The sequence below is a fragment of the Massilia mucilaginosa genome, assembly GCF_011682145.1.
GTDB classification, from domain to species: Bacteria; Pseudomonadota; Gammaproteobacteria; order Burkholderiales; family Burkholderiaceae_D; genus Telluria_A; species Telluria_A mucilaginosa.
Window position 1 is genome coordinate 25,265 of record NZ_WHJH01000059.1, and the last position, 17,883, is coordinate 43,147.

A 17,883-nucleotide genomic window follows, 5' to 3' on the forward strand; every position below is an offset into this window, starting at 1 on the left:
CGAAATCCGGCGTCAGGACAGTACGCTCTGGCTGCGGGGCGGGATCAGGGCGTGGCGTCCTTGGGGGGGACGGGCTGGGAACGGGCGCTCCCGTCGGAGCGCACCTCCGCCGCCTCGGGCTTTGCGCCCGTCGGCGCGTGCGCTTCGGTGCCGTGGTTGTCGCTGTGACTGGCTGGCATGATGGCTCCTTCCGCTTGCGATGATCTCGGTTAGAGACTGTGCCAGGCCGGAAGTTCAGGCCATTGCGCCCTATTCGACGGCCTTTTTGCGTGGCCAGTTCTTGCAAGCAATCGCCCACAGGATCAGGCAGTACGACAGCAGGCGCAGCAGGAAGTGGAAGGGCGAATCCTCGCTCATGCCGGGCTCCAGGCTGGCATAGATGCGATGCCCGCCTTCGATCAGGAAAGAGAGCGCGAAATACAGGAAGAAACGGTCGCCCGAAGTGCGCCAGAAGCGCAGGAAAAACAGCCCGATGACCATCGAACCCATGGCGCCGGCGCCGGCCAGCATCAGATCCATTGTTTACTCCTTCTCGTAGACCAGTCCGTACAACAGCAGGGCAACCGAGATCAGCGCCGTCACCAGGCGCAGGGTCAGCAGGTCCACCTTTGGGAACACCAGCTTGTCGAGGATCAGGATCAGATTATTCAGGGTCATGCCGCAAAAGCACAGGCCGCTCCAGAACAGCAGGCGGTGGCGGGTGCGCGCGTAGCTGGCCAGCAGCAGCCAGGCGCAGGCAAACGAGGTGAGCATGCAAAGGCCATAAATGAGGGTTGGCCGGGATTCGTGTAAAAATACCCAAATCATCTTGTAACCGATTGAATTTATGAGATAACTTCTGATTCTATCAGCTTGATTGGACAGCGCGATCGTGGCTCAGAATCATGTAGACCTACGGAGCCTATTTCTGCCTTATGGAGCAAATTGGGAGCGCCTTATTCCTGCGTTCTTGGCATGGGAAGCAAACTCAGCGCGTCGTCGTATTCCGCAGGACGTAACTTCCATTTTCCGCAGCGACTTCACTAACGTGAGTACTGCAATAGCGGCGCCCAGTTAATCTTGAAATTGCCTCAGTGAGCCTTGTCAACTCATTGGCCATCGCCGCCTCGTTCCGTATTTTCTTGCTCTGCCAAATGATTGCGCAACGCCGCAATAATCTCATTCTGCGATGCCAGAGTCGCTTGCGCCGTGGCGAGCGATACTTCCAACCCATGCGCACGCGTAAGCGAAGCTTGCACATCTTTTGCGGCTGCCTTCTGTTGCGTTCTGAGCGCCGAAACCTGCGCTTCCAGGGCCGCCAGCTGAACCGCCATGACCTTGGACTTCTGTGCGCCCTCCTGCAGGACCTCAATCTGCTGCGCCCGTTGGCGTCCCAGCAGTTCCTGATCGTACAGCGACTTCTGCGCATGGGCAATATCAGCCACCAGACGCGCCCCATCCTGGTTCAAACGGGTTATGTCCTCCTGTTTTACGACAAGGCCCTGCTGTAGCTGGCGCATTTCGGTGTGTAGTTGCTGAATCTGCTGCTCGTGCCGGCGCTGGTCCTGGTCACGCTGCTCCTTAACCGACTGGCGATAGTGCTCGAGCGCTTCACGCGCGTGAGTATGTTTTTCTTCGAGTGACTGCCTGTGCGCATCATTCTCAAGTAGGCGCAGCTTCAAGCCGGCCACCTGCTCCTCGGCAGTGTGACGGGCAATCGCCTCCGACTGCAACGCGGCGCGTGTTTGGCAGTGCTCAGCCAGTTCCAATTGCGCGGCGGCTTCGATAAACTCGCGTTTTGCGGTGGCTGCTTCCCTCTCCGTTTGTAAGGTGGCCAGCGCCTCGGCATTCACCCGGCTTGACTCCAAGGCGCGCACCTCAACTGCGTCGATCCGCGCATTTGCCTCTTCGTGGAGTCGCGCTGCCAGGCGCGAAACGAGATCCTGCAACGCTTCGCTGACCGCCCCCTTCTTCCCGGCGCCGCCGTCTTCCTCCTCCAGTTCTTTCAGGTACTTATGGATAGTTGTCTTAGACCCAGTGTTGCCTAATGCGACCCGCACGGCATCCACGGACGGGTGCCGTCCTTGCGCTGTGAGCGCGTCGCGCGCTTTCTTCACTTCCGATAGATACAGACCGGTGCGAGCCATCAGGCCTCCATGAAATAAGATACCATATTACATACCACGTAATTATGTACTAAGTTTCACTCTAAAAGTCGGCATTAATATAGTTTTGTGATATTTGATAATGAGCACTTATCCCATGTGATGGTCGAAAAAGCGTATTATTTGCATGATCCGACCTGTACGGGCCGCTCATCCTCAGCAAATTGCTATGAGTAAACTAGATGCTTACCTGCATGCCGCGACCCGCGACAACACCCGTCGCAGCTATCAAGCCGCGGCCCGTCACTTCGAAGTCGAATGGGGCGGTTTCTTGCCTGCGACGGCGGACGCGATTGCACGCTACCTCGTAGACTATGCTGAATCGTTGGCGATAAATACGCTACGCCAGCGTCTTGCAGCCTTGGCGCAGTGGCATCTCGACCAAGGCTTCCCTGATCCGACCAAGGCACCCGTTGTGCGCAAGGTGCTCCGCGGCATACAGGCACTGCACCCTGGTCGAGAAAAGCAAGCGCGTCCACTACAGCTCGATCAGCTCGAACAACTTGCGCAATGGCTGGATGCGGGAATTACAGAAGCGGTGGTGGCCGGCAACAGGCCTGCGCACCTGCGCCACACCCGCGACAAGGCTATGCTCTTGCTCGGCTTCTGGCGCGGCTTTCGCGGCGACGAACTTACGCGGCTGCAGGTCGAGTATATCGACGCGGTGCCGGGCGAAGGAATGACGTGCTTCCTACCGCATACCAAGGGAGATCGGCGATACAAGGGCACGAATTTTAAGGCGCCAGCGTTGGCGAAACTGTGCCCGGTCAGCGCGTATATCGAATGGGTTTCGCTGGCGGGTCTTACCGAAGGCGCAGTGTTCCGCGGCATAGACCGCTGGGGCCACGTGCGCAGTGGCGGCTTGCATATCAACAGCCTAGTGCCGCTGCTTCGCTCGCTTTTCTCGGACGCCGGCATTGCGGTCGCCGAGCAGTACAGCGGCCACTCGCTGCGGCGAGGCTTTGCCCAGTGGGCGACTTCGAATGGCTGGGACATCAAAATGCTGATGCAGTACGTGGGCTGGAAGAACGTTCAGTCCGCACTGCGCTATGTCGAGGGCGCAGATCCCTTTGCACGGCATCGGATCGGCGTAGATTCCCGTGTTGTGAATTAATTGCCATTTCCGCCCATGTTGAAATTGGTGCGTGGAAGTCGGTCCGCGTCCATCCTCTAACGGATCTTCGCCCGGCGAAGATCAAGCTTTCCTTAGAGAACTCGATGCGCCAACCGTGCTGGATGAGTTTTTACGCCAATCGGCGCAGATCATCCTCGTTGCGGGCACCACGCCCAATTTATGCTGTGCAGCGCCACCGTGTCGCCGTCGCACACAGATGACAGTAAGGGATCGAGCCATGGCGGTTGAGACGCAGGGGTATCCCGGGACTACGTGTGATTTGCAGGCACAATTGGAGGCTCGAATGCGCCGAAATCGCCGTGTTGGTAAGCCGCGATGGCGGCAGCAAGCGCCTCGGGCGAGGCAAGTGCCATCGGCCCTCGCCAGTACACAGGCTGCTGCAGTGGTAGACCAGAAAAGACGACGGCTTTGATTTTACCTTGCGTTGCTGCGAGCGAGATTGAATGTGGTGTTGCCTGTGCCGGAAAGACCGGCAGCATAAATTGGTCGAGTTCGTAGTGCTGGCCATTGACCGCCAGCTTGCCGTAGATCGGCATGACGAAAGCACTCTGACCTGCCGGGATAGGCACCGACAGTTCTGCACCTTCATCAAGGCATATATCGAGCAGGGATACCTTGGTCGGCGGTATCAGTGGCGACCCTACCTCTCCGAAACTGCCTAGCGGTACGCGAATCTTAATGCCTGGCAATTGCACGACCGGCACATCTTCCGGGGCCAGACTCAATGCACGTGGCGCATCGCTCTGCCTTTCCTGGGCGAGATTGACGAAGATTTGCAGCATGTGGACGGTCTTGCCCGTCTCGGAGGGAAACTCTTCGTGCACGACACCTCTGCCGGCGGCAGTCCAGTGCAGGCCGCCCGGCGCGATCAGGTGATGGTTGCCCAGCGAATCACGGTTATGGATGCCGGTTTCCGAGTCGAGAAACAGATACGAGACGGCCGAGAACCCGGCATGCGGATGCGGCGGAAAAGTGGGCGCGCTGATCCAGGCATGATCGACACCGAGGAAGGGGTCGATCGGTTCGGCCGCCTCGCCACCACGCAGCGCGTAGGCACGGAAGTGGCTGCCGGAATTCATCGGTTGCAAGCGAACGATGGTGGGCATGTTGAGATTCTCCATTACTGCGCCTGATTTGCGCCCAGGGCCGGGTAATCGGTATAGCCATTGGCACCCGGGGAATAGAACGTATTTTTGTCCGGCGTATTGAGCGCCGCGCCTTGGCGGAGCCGCTCGGGTAAGTCCGGATTGGCAAGGAAGGCTGAGCCAAATACCGTTGCATCGGCCTTACCTTCGGCAATCAGTGTCTCGGCTTGGGTTTGGTCAAGGCCGCCGCCTATCAGGTAGGCACCGTCGAAACGTGGCCGCAGTAGCGCGTGATAATCAGTGCTTGTGCCGAACAGGGCAACGTGCAGGTAGGCGAGCTTGAATTCGCGCAGTTGCTCGACCAGCGTGGTATAGGTTTCCTGCGGCGCGGCGTCGACGATATCGTTGAAACCCATCTCCGGCGAAATTTTGATGCCGACGCGATCGCTGCCGGCTTCGGCAACCATCGCGGCCAGCACTTCCAGAACGAAGCGCGTGCGCTTGGCAACAGAACCGCCGTATTCGTCCGTGCGGTTATTGCTACCCGAGGACAAAAACTGCTCTGGCAAGTAACCCGATGCGGCGTGCAGCTCGACACCATCGAATCCGGCGGCCATGGCGCGACGCGTCGCCAGGCCGTAATCGTAGACAATGCGGGCGATCCCGGCGACATCGAGGGCTTGCGGTATCATGAACTCTTGCATCCCGGCGCCGGTCCATGCCTGACCAGCTGGCTTGACGGCTGACGGTGCAAGGGGTTGCGCTCCTTCCGGGAGCAGGGAAGGATGGGAGATGCGTCCGCAGTGCATCAATTGCATAAAAATGCGACCGCCACGCGCATGTACAGCCTCGGTAACTTTCTTCCAAGCGGCGACCTGGGCATCGTTCTCGATTCCCGGGGTCCGCACATAGCCTTTGCCCATCGCGTTGGGATAGACGCCTTCGGTGATGATCAAGCCGGCGCTGGCACGCTGCGCATAGTAGGCAACGACCAAATCGCTGGGCACGCCAGCATCATCGGAACGCGAACGGGTCATCGGCGCCATGACCAGACGGTTGGGCAGTGCCAGTCGGCCAATATGGACAGGGGTGAATAGCTGAGTCATGTGGTGCTCCTTGGTGGTGACGAGCAATCATTGTGCGCCGCATCATTTTTTTGATAAATAGCGGAAAATACATTTCATTGATCCATTTGTGGCACAGTCACCATGAAAATACTGAATGACATGGCGCTTTTTGTTGAGGTCGTCAAAGCGATGAGTTTTCGCGGTGCAGCTGACGCGATCAATGTGCCAAGCTCAACCTTGTCCCGGCGCGTCAGCGCGCTGGAAAAGTCAATCGGGCTGCGGCTGCTGCATCGCACGACGCGCAAGATCGAGTTGACCGAAGCCGGACAGCTCTATTTCGAGCGCTGCAAGCGCATCGTCGATGAAGCCAGTCTGGCGCATGAGCAACTGGGCGAAATGCTGGCCCAGCCGAGCGGGGTATTGCGCGCTTCAATGCCGGAAGGTTTCGCCAACATCTTCCTGGCCCCGCTGGTCGCCGACTTCGCCCGCAGTTATCCCGGCATCCGTTTTGAACTCGACCTGTCCCCTCGGCCTGTCGATCTGGTCAGCGAGCCGGTCGATGTGGCGATTCGCATGGGGGCGCCGCCGAGTTCAAACCTGATCGCCCGCCAACTCGCCACGCTGCCGCGCTATCTCTACGCTTCGCCCGACTACTTGGCCAATGCCGGGGAGCCGAGCGAGCCGGCTGACCTGGCCCGGCATGAATGTCTCAGATTGCGAACCGTGGAGTCCGACAAGTGGGCGTTGCTGCAAGGAAGTGAAAATGTCGAGATCATGGTTGGTGGCCGCTTTCTGCTTAACAGTGTCGGCATGATCCAGCGTCTTGCCACGCTGCATATGGGCATTGCGGTACTGGCCAAGGATATTGTCATGGATGACGTGGCCAGCGGAAAACTGCGTCGCGTGCTGCCTGACTGGCAAGCCACGCCGATACCGGTCTACGCCATTACCGAGACGCGCTTGCTGCCAGCGAAGACGCAGCGCTTCATTGATTTCTTGCGGGAGCATCTGGCGAGGATTTAAGCGCGCTCGCTTACGGGGCGCGGCAAAGTTGGTGCTTCGCACTTGCTATAGGACGCGCCATTTTACGCCCGTTCGAAAAGAAATAGCCGTATGTTGTTTTCTATTTGTTGCTGATAAAGTTTTCTTGATGTTTGGGAAATTTCGGGCTAGCCTGACTTGCCCAGTTCAAGGATATTTTCGTTCATAAACGGAGACGTAAAATGCGCAGAGAACACCTTTTCATACCGCTTTTCTTGTTCGTTCCATTTATGGCACAAGCAGCGGACTCGCCCAAATTACTGCATTTGGCCAGCCTCGAATGGCCGCCGTTTGCCAGTGCGGCCTTGCCTAACAACGGTGCGAGCGGTGCGGTGGTCGACGCGGCAGCCAAGTTCATGGGCAGTACCGTGAAGGTAGAATATTTTCCATGGAAGGACACGGTAGCGAAAGGTTCAAACGATCCCGCCTTCATCGGATATTTCCCGGTGTTTATCACGGAAGAACGGGCCAAAAGCTGTTACTTTTCAGCGGTGATCGGGAAGAGTTCGACCGGCATTGGTTTTCTCAAGGACACGCCGATCACATGGAAAACGATACCCGATCTGGCATCGATCAAGCTAGGTGTTGTAGAAGCTTACGCCAACGGCGACGCCTTGGATGAAGCAATCAAACAGGGCAAGCAACAAGTTGAAGTAACCACCAGCGACACGAATAATGTGCGCAAGCTGGTGAGCAAAAAATTGCCTGCTATTGTCGTCGATAAAGCCGTCTTGCGCTACATGACACTCAATTCTGCGGCCAAGGACAGCGTTATGTTCCATGAGAAAATGTTATTGGAACGGAGTCTGAACGTTTGTTTCCAGCGTACCCCGGCAGGCAAAGCCGCCCAGGAATCCTTTGACGCCGCCCTCAAAAAAGTGAATGTCGCCAAGATCGAGGAAGCCTATTTCAAGTCTCTTGAGGAGAAAAAACAATAATCAATGGGCCGCAAAAAACGCCCGTTCAGCTCCGGCCTGCAAGATGGGAAATGGAATCAAGATTATCGGATTCCAAAGAGGAAGCGTGGGCATCTTTCCACGCGTTCTTGTCCCAAAATTCGCAAACGATAAACAATCCTCGAGGATGTGCATATGCAACGCCGTTCCCAGCTTGCCCGAGTCTGCTGTACTGCCCCATTGCGTTTGCTCATATTGATGATACCCCTGAATGCGTATGCCGCCGATGTCGTCATGTACGGCTATCTCGATCTCGGGGTAGTCAAAGAAACGGGCACATCGACGCGACTCGATCGCGGTTTCTTCAACTATCTGGGTGTTCGAGGCGAAGAAGATTTGGGCGCCAAATCTTCGGCGACGTTTAATTTGCAAATGCGTTTTAGTCCTGACACCGGCATGCAGGAACGCAGCACAACTTTGTTCCAGGGGGAATCCACAGTTGGTCTAAAAAACGCCGCACTCGGACATTTGCGCCTGGGCCGTGCCATGACTCCGCTGTGGCAGGAAAAATGGCGATACGATCCTTGGTATGACTCCGCGAGCATGGGCTCCCTTGAGGTTTATAACGGTGACTTCAATAGCGATGGCTTGCCCACGGTGGACTATCACAATTACTCGCGCGTGGGGAACGGCGTGTTCTACACCTCGCCCTCCGTTGGCGGGATCAGGTTTAACGGCATGGCGGAGGCACAGCTCGCCGCTGGAGCGACGGCGCGCTCGCGAGGCATGGCGGTGAACTTTGGGGAGGAGACACTCACCGCGATGATCTCCTACGAAAAGAATCACCTCTCCGACAACATCCTGTATGCGGCTGGCTCCTACCGGATGGATCAATTCACCATGATCGGTGCATACTCACGGACCGATTTTTCAGGGGGGGGCGCCAGTCAGCGCAGCATGTTGTTGGCCGGCACCTACGCCATCAACCTGAATCTACTACGCTTCGGTTATGGCCGCCTGAACGGCAGTCTTGGCCGGAAAACCAGCGTCGGGTACATCTACGGTTTGTCTAAACGCACCAACATATACAGTGACGTGTATCGAGAGAAAATTTCGAGCAGTAAAACCGGTTTGGCGATCGGTTTCACTCATTCGCTGTGACCATGTCCAAGCGGTCAATGCTGATAGGGGATTCATCAGCTGGCGCCAGCGAATCGGACGGTACCCGGCTCTCGGTGGCGCAATTGTATGACAAAAATTCAGCGACTTTTGCCGAGGCGGAGGGATGGGATTAACAACCATGATCAGGTCTGTAAAATCTGGCATATGGCTTTTATGCGGATGTCTTGGTTTTCCGGGCAGCGCGTTTGCGGCGCCGCAATTGAGCCTTTATACGTTGGAATGGCCCCCGTTCTCTTCCCATGACACAAAGCGGGGCAAGGTGATTGGTATATCGTCCAACATCGTAACTGAACTCTTTCGTCGTTCCGGAATGGCGGTTCCGAAACAATCGCTTGTGCCATGGGCGCGTGGCCTCGCGATAACCGCTTCGAGCAAGAACACATGCTTGATGCCGGTAGCACGGGTTCCTGAGCGCGAGGCCCGCTATCGTTGGATCGGTCCGATCGGGAGCAGCGAATGGGCGTTGTTTGCACGCACTGAGGACCGGATTATTCTCAATGAAATCGACGACGCAAGGCGCTACAGAATAGGAACATTAAATGGCGACTTGTCTGTATCCTATTTGATTGCGCACCAGATTCAGCCAGCCGTCGTGTCGGACGACAAACAAAACATACGAAAAATGCAAATGGGTCGTATCGATTTATGGTCCACTGGCCGCATTGCGGGACAGGAACTGATAAATCAGTTGGGCGTCAAAAATATCGAGCCGGTACTGACGTTTATGAACGTTCAACTATATCTAGCGTGCTCCCTAGATATGGGAGATATTGAAGTGGAGCGCCTGAATAGCTTACTAAAAGCGATGCTTTCCGATGGGACGATCAAGCAAATTTATCGCCAACACGGGTTTGGCGAATACGCTCCGGCAAGCACCTCTTCATTAAAATAGTTTTAGTTGGGGGGGCAAGGAGCGCTTCCGTGCCTGAAAATTCTGTCCGTCAATCAACAAGGAGCCGGAAGTGAAAGGCAACGCAAACCGTATGACATTTTCGAAGCTGGTTACATGGTTGACTGGCGTGGCAGTGGCCTGTCTTTTTTGCATGGTTGCGCTGTTTTGGGAGTCGCGCAACCTGGATCGGACACACCAGATTCAAGAAAACTCGGCCGCTTTAGCGAAGGAGTTTCGCCAAGCGTCGGACGATATGACCCGAACGGTTCGCCTGTTCGTTGTGACAGGCGATCAACGATATAAGACCGTCTACAACACGATCGCTGATATGCTCGACGGCAAGGTTCCGCGACCGACACAGCCTGAGCGCATTTATTGGCCTTTCTTTGAAGTTAGCGGGGTCAAACCCTTACCGGACGGCGCTGCGGCTGCAATGATTGATCTGATGAAAGAGGCTGGCTATACGTCGGCTGAGCTGGCCAAACTGGAGCAGGCCAAAGCCCTATCTGACAAACTGATCGTCATCGAAACAAAGGCCATGGAACTTGCCACAAAGAGCGATGAAGACAAGGCCATGGCGCGCGAACTCGTGCACGGAAAAGAGTATCAGCGACAAGTTGCCTTAATTGACAAGCCGGTAGATGAGTTCCTGGTCATGCTAGGAGTTCGCACGTCGCAGGCCGTGGCGAACTCCAAACGCAATCAGGTCGTACTTTCCATGCTGATGGGTGCCATGCTCTGCTTGCTCTTCGGTATGATGATCTATGCCTCGCGACTGTTGCGCAGTCAAGTGGGAGGCTCCTTGGACATCGCCAATGCCGCCATCCATGCCTTTGCTGCGGGCGATTTCAGACAAACCGTCGATGCGCAATCCCAGGGCAGTATGTTGGGTGGGCTGGAAACCATGCGGGTCAGCCTGTCACAGGTGGTGGCCCGAGTGCGGCTAGGAGCGCAAGGAGTCCTGAGCGCAAGTTCCGAAATTTCCCAAGGAAATCAGGACCTTTCATCGCGCACTGAAGCTCAGGCCAGCGCCCTGGAACAAACCGCCTCAAGCATGGAAGAACTGGGCGACACCGTCAAGCGAAATGCTGAGAATGCCGAGCAGGTAAACCTGCAGGCGCTCAGTGCGTCCTCGGTAGCGGAACAAGGGGGAAAGGTGGTCGGCGAAGTTGTGCAGACAATGATGGGAATCGAAGCGTCTTCACGCAAAATTGTCGACATCATTGGCGTTATCGATGGCATCGCGTTTCAGACCAATATTCTGGCGCTCAATGCCGCCGTTGAGGCCGCCCGCGCAGGCGAGCAAGGACGGGGGTTTGCCGTTGTCGCATCGGAGGTCCGCTCCCTTGCGGGGCGCAGTGCCGATGCGGCCAAGGAAATCAAGAGCCTGATCGTTGACAGCGTTGCGCGCGTCGATCAGGGGCGCAAACTAGTGGACCAAGCGGGAGGCACGATGGCCAAGGTGGTCGATGCGATTCGACAGGTCACCGACATTATGGGCGAGATCAGCACCGCCAGCAGCGAACAGTCCAAGGGTGTCTCTCAGGTTGGCGAGGCTGTGACGAACATGGACAGCGCAACCCAGCAAAATGCCGCCTTGGTGGAACAGATGGCCGCTGCCGCTATGAGTTTGAATGGACAGGCTCAACTCCTTGTTGAAATAGTTGAGGAGTTCAAGCTCGCTTGAGGCCGGCCGCCAACAATGCGCCCCATCGAAAGGGAGTCAGCCAGCTAACTGGCGCCCAGATGATATTCCGGAATACGCAAGCGCAACGGGCGCTGTCGTGCTGTGTTCAAACGGCGGAGTTTTCCGCAAAGGGTGCTGTACGCTCCCCTTAACACGTCCCAAGGTCAACATTTATTGCACACGAAACATTTCAGGCTGTTTCAGCCTCTCAAACTCGATGACCGCGATCACGAACGTAGGCGCTGCCGTCACAGCAGCAATGGCCCAGGCCAACGGCAAGCCGAGCGCCACCGCAGCCACGACGGCTACCAAAATGAGTAGTGCAATACCCCACGCCCAGCCCACTTGCGCCAAGCCACGGGCGATGTGGCGGTGTAGCCACCACAGTGTTAGCAAGTAGACACCTACGGCCGCCGCCACAAGGCCAATAGCCAATGTAGGTGCGACGGCGTGATATGCGGAACTTCCTTTGAACCCATCTGCAACAACCTCCAAGAACGCGCCCAAGGCGGCCAATGAGCCAAATACTACAAAGTGTCCGTAGCCCCAATTGAACGCACGTTCGCGGTGGTGATGCAGAGTCTCTGCGTTGGGCACCAGGAAGTAGACCCACCAAAGGGACAGAATTAAGCCGACTGAGCCCAAGCCAACCATTGCCAAGTCGAGCGACCAGCCTTGTACTTCGATCAAGCCAGCCACTGCGTTGAAGGCACCAAGCACACATTCGCCCAGCACGATGATCGTGAACAGCCCATATCGTTCTGCGATGTGGTGCACATGCCAGGGAGTGTGGCCCGCCTTGGCGGCCCAGATCGGAACAGACAGCTCCAGTAACATGAGCATAAGGAAGCTCGGCAGCGACCAAGCACCGGATAGTGCTAGGCGAGCGAGCCACAGAAGCTGCAAGCCCCCGATGCCAATGGCCGAGCGTATCGCGGTCTGTCGCCGTTCTGGATGCTCGCGTGCGGCGCGCAGCCACATCGCCAGCAGACCAATGCGCATCACCGCATAGCCGATCGTTACGGCGATGAAGTCGCCCTCAGCGACCTTGGGCATGCCGGAGGCCAAAATCAGTACGCCGACCATCTGCACCATCGTCCATAACCGGTAGATGGAGTCGTCGGTATCGTAGGCGCTGGCAAACCAGGTGAAGTTCATCCAAGCCCACCAGATGGCTGCAAAGCCTGTGCAATATGCAAGCATCCCCACCGCTAGATGGTGTTCGCCAACGGCATGGTGCAGTTGCGAGGAGACCGCCGCGACGGCAACGACAAACGTTAGGTCGAACAACAGTTCCAGCGGGGTGGAAACGCGGTTGGTTTCGTGAATGTCACGACCTACCATGCGGCGCAGAACACGCGTGTGGGCCACAGGTGATTGGACAGGTGAAGATGGTGAAGTCATCCGGGCTCTATGGCAGAAAACGGGTCGGAAGTAGTCGATTCCCACGGCAGGAGCCTGAGTATTACAACCGACCCGGCGCTAAGGCAGAACTGCGGCCGTAACAAGGCTACTGCAGTGCGCGCTGGCGTACTTGCGTCGCGGTTCAGGTCAGCAACGGGAACGCGACAGCACCCGCAGGACTCGCCCAGTTCTTAACCAATTCAGCCACTACCGCGCCTGTGCTTGTAAGGCGTACGCCAGCCCGCTCCATCCGACGCCAGGCCATTTCTTCGGCAATCGGATTCGACGAACCACAGGCGTCGCACACTACCTGCACGTTAAAGCCTTCCTGCAGCGCGCTGATGGCGGGCATGACCATGCAAATGTCCGTCGTGACGCCCGCCATCACAAAGTTGCGTTTGCCGGTGGCCCGGCATGCGTTGGCAAAGGCCTCATCGTCCCAGGCGTTGACCACACCTTGGCGTTGGATGCGCGCGGCAAACGCCTCGGGCAGTATGTCTTGCAGCTCGGGCATCAAGGGACCCTGGACGTTGACATTGGTCTCTTGGCTGGAGGTCAACACCACCGGCATGCCTGTGCCTTTGGCGAATTTGGCCAGAACGATCACATTGCGCTGCAGCAGCGCCAGCGGCGTTGTGGAAGCCCAGGTGTTGGTGCCGACCTGGTGGTCGATCAGGATCACGGCAGTGTCTTGGAGATTGAAGCTGTGCATGGTGTTGCCTTTTAAAGGTTGGGGTTTAACGAAGAGAAGTAAAAACAACTGACGGCGATTAACTTGGTCAACGCGCCCGACGCTTAAGCCACGGGCGCGTTGACATGCAAAACCATTTTCCCGCGCGCTTTGCCTGACTCGCCCAGGCGGTGGGCCAGCGCTGCGTCGGCCAAGGCAAACTCCTGCCCCACCAAAATACGCAAATGCCCTGAGTCCACCAGTGCTGCCAGCTGCGCCAACACCACGCCGCGTGGAGGCGTGAAGACAAAGGCCGCGCGCACGCCAGCAGCTGCGGCTCGCTCGGGCGATGGGGGCGTAGCCGTGGCAACTAGAAGACCGCCTTTTCGCAGCGTGGCCCATGAAGCCTCTTGCGTAGCGCCACCCAAGGTGTCCAGTACCACATCCAAGTTGCTCGCCAGTTGCTCAAAGCGCTGTGTGCGGTAGTCAATGACTTCGTCCGCGCCCAAGCTTTTGACCAAAGCCAAGTCGGTTGTGCCAGCCGTGGCGATGACGTAAGCGCCTTGCAGTTTGGCCAGTTGCACGGCCACACTGCCCAAGGCACCCGCACCGCCGTGCACCAGCACGCGCATGCCGCGCTCCAGCTTTGCAGTTTCCATCAGGGCCGTCCAAGCGGCCTGAGCGGGTGTCGGCATGGCAGCCGCAGCCGCAAAAGAGACCGTGCGGGGCTTGAGCGCCACTTGGGAGGCATTGACCGCCACGTAGTCGGCATAGCTGCCGCCACGGGCAAATTCGGCATAGAAAAAGACTTCGTCACCCGTCGCAAAGCCGCTGACCGCACTTCCTACGGCAGTGACCACACCTGCGGCGTCTGAGCCCAAAGCGAATGGGAACGTCTTAGGTATGCCGTGCGCCATGGCGCCGCTGCGCAGCTTCCAGTCAATCGGGTTGACACCGGCGGCGACCACGCGCACTAGTACATCGCCAGCGTCGCAGACCGGGACCGGTGCGTCTTCGAGTTGCATTTGACTGGCATCGCCGTAGGCGTGAATTCGAATGGCTTTCATATTATTGTCTTTCTGGAGTGGAGGTTGGTAATGGTCAAATAATAGACTTTTCCAAAAAAAAATAAATAGCAGTAAATGAATAATACTTTTCCATTTATGGGATACTGGGCAGATGGAAAATCTGTCTGCCTTGCACGACATGGCCTTGTTCGTTGAAGTGGCTCGTACTATGAGCTTTAGTCGCGCTAGCACCAAGCTCGGTGTGCCGGGTGCGACGTTGTCGCGGCGCATTGCTGCAATGGAACGCCATTTCGGCGTGCGCTTGCTAGACCGCAACACGCGCAAGGTAGCCCTCAGCGAAGCTGGGCAACGCTACTTCGAGCGCTGCGCCCACCTGGTGGACGAGGCACGGGCGGCGCAAGAGGCACTGTCCGACACCGTCAATCGCCCTATCGGCCATGTGCGCGTGTCTATGCCGGTCGATTTGGGGCTGACCTACATCGGCCCTTTATTGCCCGACTTTGCCCGCCAATACCCCGGCATCAGTTTGGATTTGGACCTATCGCCCCGTCATAGCAATCTCGTTACTGAGCATGTGGATTTGGCGATTCGTCTGGGTGAGGTCGTGGGCGATCAATTGGTGGTGCGACGCCTAGGGAGCCTCGAACACTTTCTTTTTGCTGCCCCAAGTTACTTGGCTCTGCACGGGCAGCCGCAGCAGCCCGCTGAACTGGTTGAACACACCTGCATCACAACCGGCAGTGCGCAGCAAGCTAGCAATTGGCACTTGCAGCGCGATGGGTGCGGTATGGATGTCCAGGTGCGCGGTCATTTCGGCATTAACAACCCTGGTTTGATCCGCCTGCTGGCAGAACGGGGTTTGGGTATTGCGGCTTTGTCACACAAACTGGCGCGCGAGGCCGTCAGCGCCGAGCGCCTAGTCCGCGTGCTACCCGATTGGTCTTTCAAGCCCGTCCCGGTAAGCGGCGTTATGGCCACGCGGATGCAGACTGCCAGTGTGCGGGTTTTGGTGGAGTTTTTGGCAGCGCGACTGTCGCTGGAGTGACCAAGGAGCACTGCGCGAACAGCGATGGACCATGTTGCCCGGGCGGTTGCCATCAGCGCTGGCGCCGCGCAACAAATCGACAAGCGTAACGAGGTGGCTTCGCCCCCAAGGGAGACCGGGACTTGAGTAGCATCCATGAGACTGCATATCCACGCTTTAAGCCCGACCTGACACAACGTGAGCTCGAAGACGTGTACGCGCCTAGTAACGATGACAGCAAATTCATTCGCCGTAACGCCAAGACGGCGGCTGCCAAGCTTTACCTCGCGCTGCTGCTCAAAACCGTCATGAGGCTGGGATACTTTCCGATGCTTCACGAGATTCCGGCACCTATCGTATCCTTCATTGGAAAAAAAATAGGCGTGGGCTCTATTCCGGCGCGCGATCTTCTTGAGGAAGAGAAGCGACATCACTCACGCGTAAGATGCATGGAATCGATTCGGGCTTACGTCAAGATCCGGCCTATTACCGGCGAGACCCACACCGCCATCTTAAGCGCCGCGACGGAGGCTGCCCAGACCAAACAAGAGCTGGCCGATATTATCAACGTCATCATCGAAGAACTGGTACGCCAGCGGTTCGAGCTACCGGCGTTCACCACGCTCAATCGAAAGGCCTTTGCGGTACGCAGCCAAGTCAACGACCGCTATTTCCGAACGCTTGCCAGCCCTCTGCCAGAGGCCGTCATTAATCGATTTGACGAGATGCTGACACCCGCCCCGGTCCGGGGGATGAGCGGATGGCAGCAGATGAAACAGGATCCCAAAAAGCCGACCAACACGGAAGTGCGGATATACCTTCAGCATCTGCAATGGCTCAAGAGCTGGTCGACCGAACTGCCTGCGGTTGCCCACATCCCCGTGGTAAAGCGCAGCCAGTATGTGCACGAGGCACGCGCCCTGGACGTAGCAGACATGAAGGCCCTGAAAAAAGATAAGCGCTATGCGCTGATGGTATTGCTATTCCATGCACAGTTGAGCAAGTCGCTCGATGACGCGATCGAGATGTTCATCCGAAAGCTGCGCAAAATTCACAACGGCGCCGAAGAGCAGTTGCGGCAGTATTATCTGGAGCACCAGAAACGGGCGGAGAAACTGATCATCCAGCTGCGTGACGTCTTGGAGGCTTTTGTGGAAGGTGAAACGGACGCGGACAGGGGCGCGCGTATCGCCGCGGCCTTCCAGGATGAGCCAGGCAACCTGCTGATCGAATGCGACGAACACATTGCTTACGCCGGCAATAACTACTTGCCGTTCATGTTGGCGCCTTATCAGGCGCAACGGCCGCTGCTTCTCAACTGCCTGAGCCTGCTTAATCTGGAATCGACGTCGGCCGACCGATCCCTCATTGACGCGATCCATTTCGTGCTGGCGCACCGACAAAGCCACCGCGATTGTCTGTCGATCGCCGGGACCAACCTGAGCTTGAAATGGATTCCGGAAAAATGGCGCAGACTTGTCACTGGACAGCGCTCCGGAACTGTCACGGAGGTAAGCCGAAAATATTTTGAGCTATGCGTGCTCACCGAAGCGATGCAGGAGCTGCAATCGGGTGATCTGTTTGTTGCCAATAGCGATCACTTCAGCGACTACCGCACGCAGTTGGTCGATTGGGATCAGTACCAGGCCGAAGTCGGGGAGTACGGCGCCATGCTCGGGCTGCAGACGGACCCCAAGGCATTCTCCGCAGCACTCAAGAAGTCGCTTGGGGAGACCGCCGCCCGTGTGGATGCAGGCCTTCCGGATAACGAGCATGTGGACTTGGTAGGTACCGAGCTGATCATGCGAAAACACGCCAAGGACGCCCAACCTGATGCACTTGCAAAGATCGATAAGATCCTCACAGCGCGGCTACCTGAAAAGAACATCCTAGACATCCTAGTGGAATCCGAAGGATGGCTGGATCTGCATAAACATTTCGGCCCACTATCTGGATTCGACTCGAAGATCGACGATCCGCGTAAACGCTTCATCACCACGCTGTTCTGCTATGGATGCAATCTTGGCGCCACGCAGACCGCCCGTTCGGTCAAAGACTTGAGCCGCAAGCAGGTGGCCTGGCTCAATTTGCACCACATCACGGAAGAGCGCTTGGAAAAAGCCATCGTCCAGGTCATCAATGCCTACAACAAATTCCTCTTGCCTAAATACTGGGGTTCAGGAAAGAGCGCTTCGGCGGACGGCACCAAGTGGAACATGTACGAGCAGAATCTCCTTTCCGAGTACCACATTCGCTACGGGGGCTACGGCGGCATCGGGTATTACCACGTGTCTGACATGTACATCGCGCTATTTAGCCATTTCATTCCGTGCGGCGTGTACGAGGCGATATATATTTTGGATGGTCTGATCAAGAACGAGTCAGACATTCAGCCTGATACGCTGCATGGCGACACGCACGCGCAAAGCGCACCTGTGTTCGGCTTGGCCTATTTACTCGGGATCAAACTGATGCCGCGCATACGCAACCTGAAAAGCCTTGTTTTTTACAAACCAGACCGCGGTACGCGCTACGAGCACATCAACGGTTTGTTCAGCGAATCAATCAACTGGGAACTGATCGAAATCCATCTGCCGGACATGCTGCGCATCGCGCTATCCATCAGGG

16 protein-coding genes are annotated in these 17,883 nt (G+C 57.0%); 8 read left to right on the plus strand and 8 right to left on the minus strand.

Annotated features, from left to right (window positions below):
- Positions 1-249: 249 nt before the first annotated feature.
- From F2P45_RS29110 to F2P45_RS29120, 3 genes are all read right to left on the minus strand, one after another.
- Positions 250-519 carry a DUF5985 family protein gene (locus tag F2P45_RS29110; RefSeq protein ID WP_166881711.1) on the minus strand — a complete coding sequence of 90 codons (270 nt, stop codon included), beginning with the start codon at positions 517-519 and terminating at the stop codon, positions 250-252.
- Between the two features lie 3 nt (positions 520-522).
- Positions 523-807: a DUF5985 family protein gene (locus F2P45_RS29115; RefSeq protein WP_166881712.1), complete on the minus strand. Its 285-nt coding sequence runs from the start codon at positions 805-807 to the stop codon at positions 523-525.
- A gap of 281 nt (positions 808-1,088) precedes the next feature.
- A complete protein-coding gene (locus tag F2P45_RS29120; RefSeq protein ID WP_166881713.1) occupies positions 1,089-2,126 on the minus strand; it encodes a DNA-binding protein in 1,038 nt (345 codons plus the stop codon).
- A gap of 187 nt (positions 2,127-2,313) precedes the next feature.
- On the opposite strand from F2P45_RS29120, the gene F2P45_RS29125 reads away from it, so the two are divergent.
- Positions 2,314-3,258 (plus strand): site-specific integrase, encoded by a 945-nt coding sequence (locus F2P45_RS29125; RefSeq protein ID WP_166881714.1) that lies wholly within the window; start codon positions 2,314-2,316, stop codon positions 3,256-3,258.
- 269 nt (positions 3,259-3,527) lie between these two features.
- Here F2P45_RS29125 and F2P45_RS29130 read toward each other — a convergent pair whose 3' ends face one another.
- Both F2P45_RS29130 and F2P45_RS29135 read right to left on the minus strand, forming a co-directional pair.
- Entirely contained in the window at positions 3,528-4,385 is an 858-nt protein-coding gene (locus F2P45_RS29130) for a pirin family protein (RefSeq protein WP_166881725.1), read from the minus strand.
- A gap of 14 nt (positions 4,386-4,399) precedes the next feature.
- Positions 4,400-5,470: an alkene reductase gene (locus F2P45_RS29135; protein WP_166881715.1), complete on the minus strand. Its 1,071-nt coding sequence runs from the start codon at positions 5,468-5,470 to the stop codon at positions 4,400-4,402.
- Between the two features lie 102 nt (positions 5,471-5,572).
- Here F2P45_RS29135 and F2P45_RS29140 point away from each other — a divergent pair, with 102 nt between their 5' ends.
- From F2P45_RS29140 to F2P45_RS37325, 5 genes are all read left to right on the plus strand, one after another.
- Complete coding sequence (locus F2P45_RS29140) at positions 5,573-6,454, plus strand: LysR family transcriptional regulator (protein WP_166881716.1); 882 nt, start codon at positions 5,573-5,575, stop codon at positions 6,452-6,454.
- A gap of 200 nt (positions 6,455-6,654) precedes the next feature.
- Positions 6,655-7,410: a substrate-binding periplasmic protein gene (locus tag F2P45_RS29145; protein WP_166881717.1), complete on the plus strand. Its 756-nt coding sequence runs from the start codon at positions 6,655-6,657 to the stop codon at positions 7,408-7,410.
- Positions 7,411-7,563: 153 nt separating this feature from the next.
- Complete coding sequence (locus tag F2P45_RS29150; RefSeq protein ID WP_166881718.1) at positions 7,564-8,529, plus strand: porin; 966 nt, start codon at positions 7,564-7,566, stop codon at positions 8,527-8,529.
- A 124-nt stretch (positions 8,530-8,653) separates the two neighbouring features.
- Positions 8,654-9,442, plus strand: coding sequence for a substrate-binding periplasmic protein (locus F2P45_RS29155; RefSeq protein ID WP_166881719.1), 789 nt, complete (start codon positions 8,654-8,656; stop codon positions 9,440-9,442).
- A 70-nt stretch (positions 9,443-9,512) separates the two neighbouring features.
- Entirely contained in the window at positions 9,513-11,129 is a 1,617-nt protein-coding gene (locus tag F2P45_RS37325; RefSeq protein ID WP_166881720.1) for a methyl-accepting chemotaxis protein, read from the plus strand.
- A 171-nt stretch (positions 11,130-11,300) separates the two neighbouring features.
- Here F2P45_RS37325 and F2P45_RS29165 read toward each other — a convergent pair whose 3' ends face one another.
- From F2P45_RS29165 to F2P45_RS29175, 3 genes are all read right to left on the minus strand, one after another.
- Positions 11,301-12,533 (minus strand): low temperature requirement protein A, encoded by a 1,233-nt coding sequence (locus F2P45_RS29165; protein ID WP_166881721.1) that lies wholly within the window; start codon positions 12,531-12,533, stop codon positions 11,301-11,303.
- A gap of 142 nt (positions 12,534-12,675) precedes the next feature.
- The gene (locus F2P45_RS29170) at positions 12,676-13,245 is read right to left on the minus strand and encodes an isochorismatase family protein (RefSeq protein ID WP_166881722.1); all 570 of its coding nucleotides are present in this window, start codon (positions 13,243-13,245) and stop codon (positions 12,676-12,678) included.
- Positions 13,246-13,328: 83 nt separating this feature from the next.
- Positions 13,329-14,411: an NADP-dependent oxidoreductase gene (locus F2P45_RS29175; RefSeq protein WP_222853139.1), complete on the minus strand. Its 1,083-nt coding sequence runs from the start codon at positions 14,409-14,411 to the stop codon at positions 13,329-13,331.
- Here F2P45_RS29175 and F2P45_RS29180 point away from each other — a divergent pair.
- Both F2P45_RS29180 and F2P45_RS29185 read left to right on the plus strand, forming a co-directional pair.
- Positions 14,383-15,276 (plus strand): LysR family transcriptional regulator, encoded by an 894-nt coding sequence (locus F2P45_RS29180; RefSeq protein ID WP_166881723.1) that lies wholly within the window; start codon positions 14,383-14,385, stop codon positions 15,274-15,276. The two genes, F2P45_RS29175 and F2P45_RS29180, sit on opposite strands and share 29 nt — an antisense overlap.
- A 122-nt stretch (positions 15,277-15,398) precedes the next feature.
- Positions 15,399-17,883, plus strand: a 2,485-nt coding sequence (locus F2P45_RS29185; RefSeq protein ID WP_166881724.1) for a Tn3 family transposase, incomplete at its 3' end; no start/stop codon positions are given.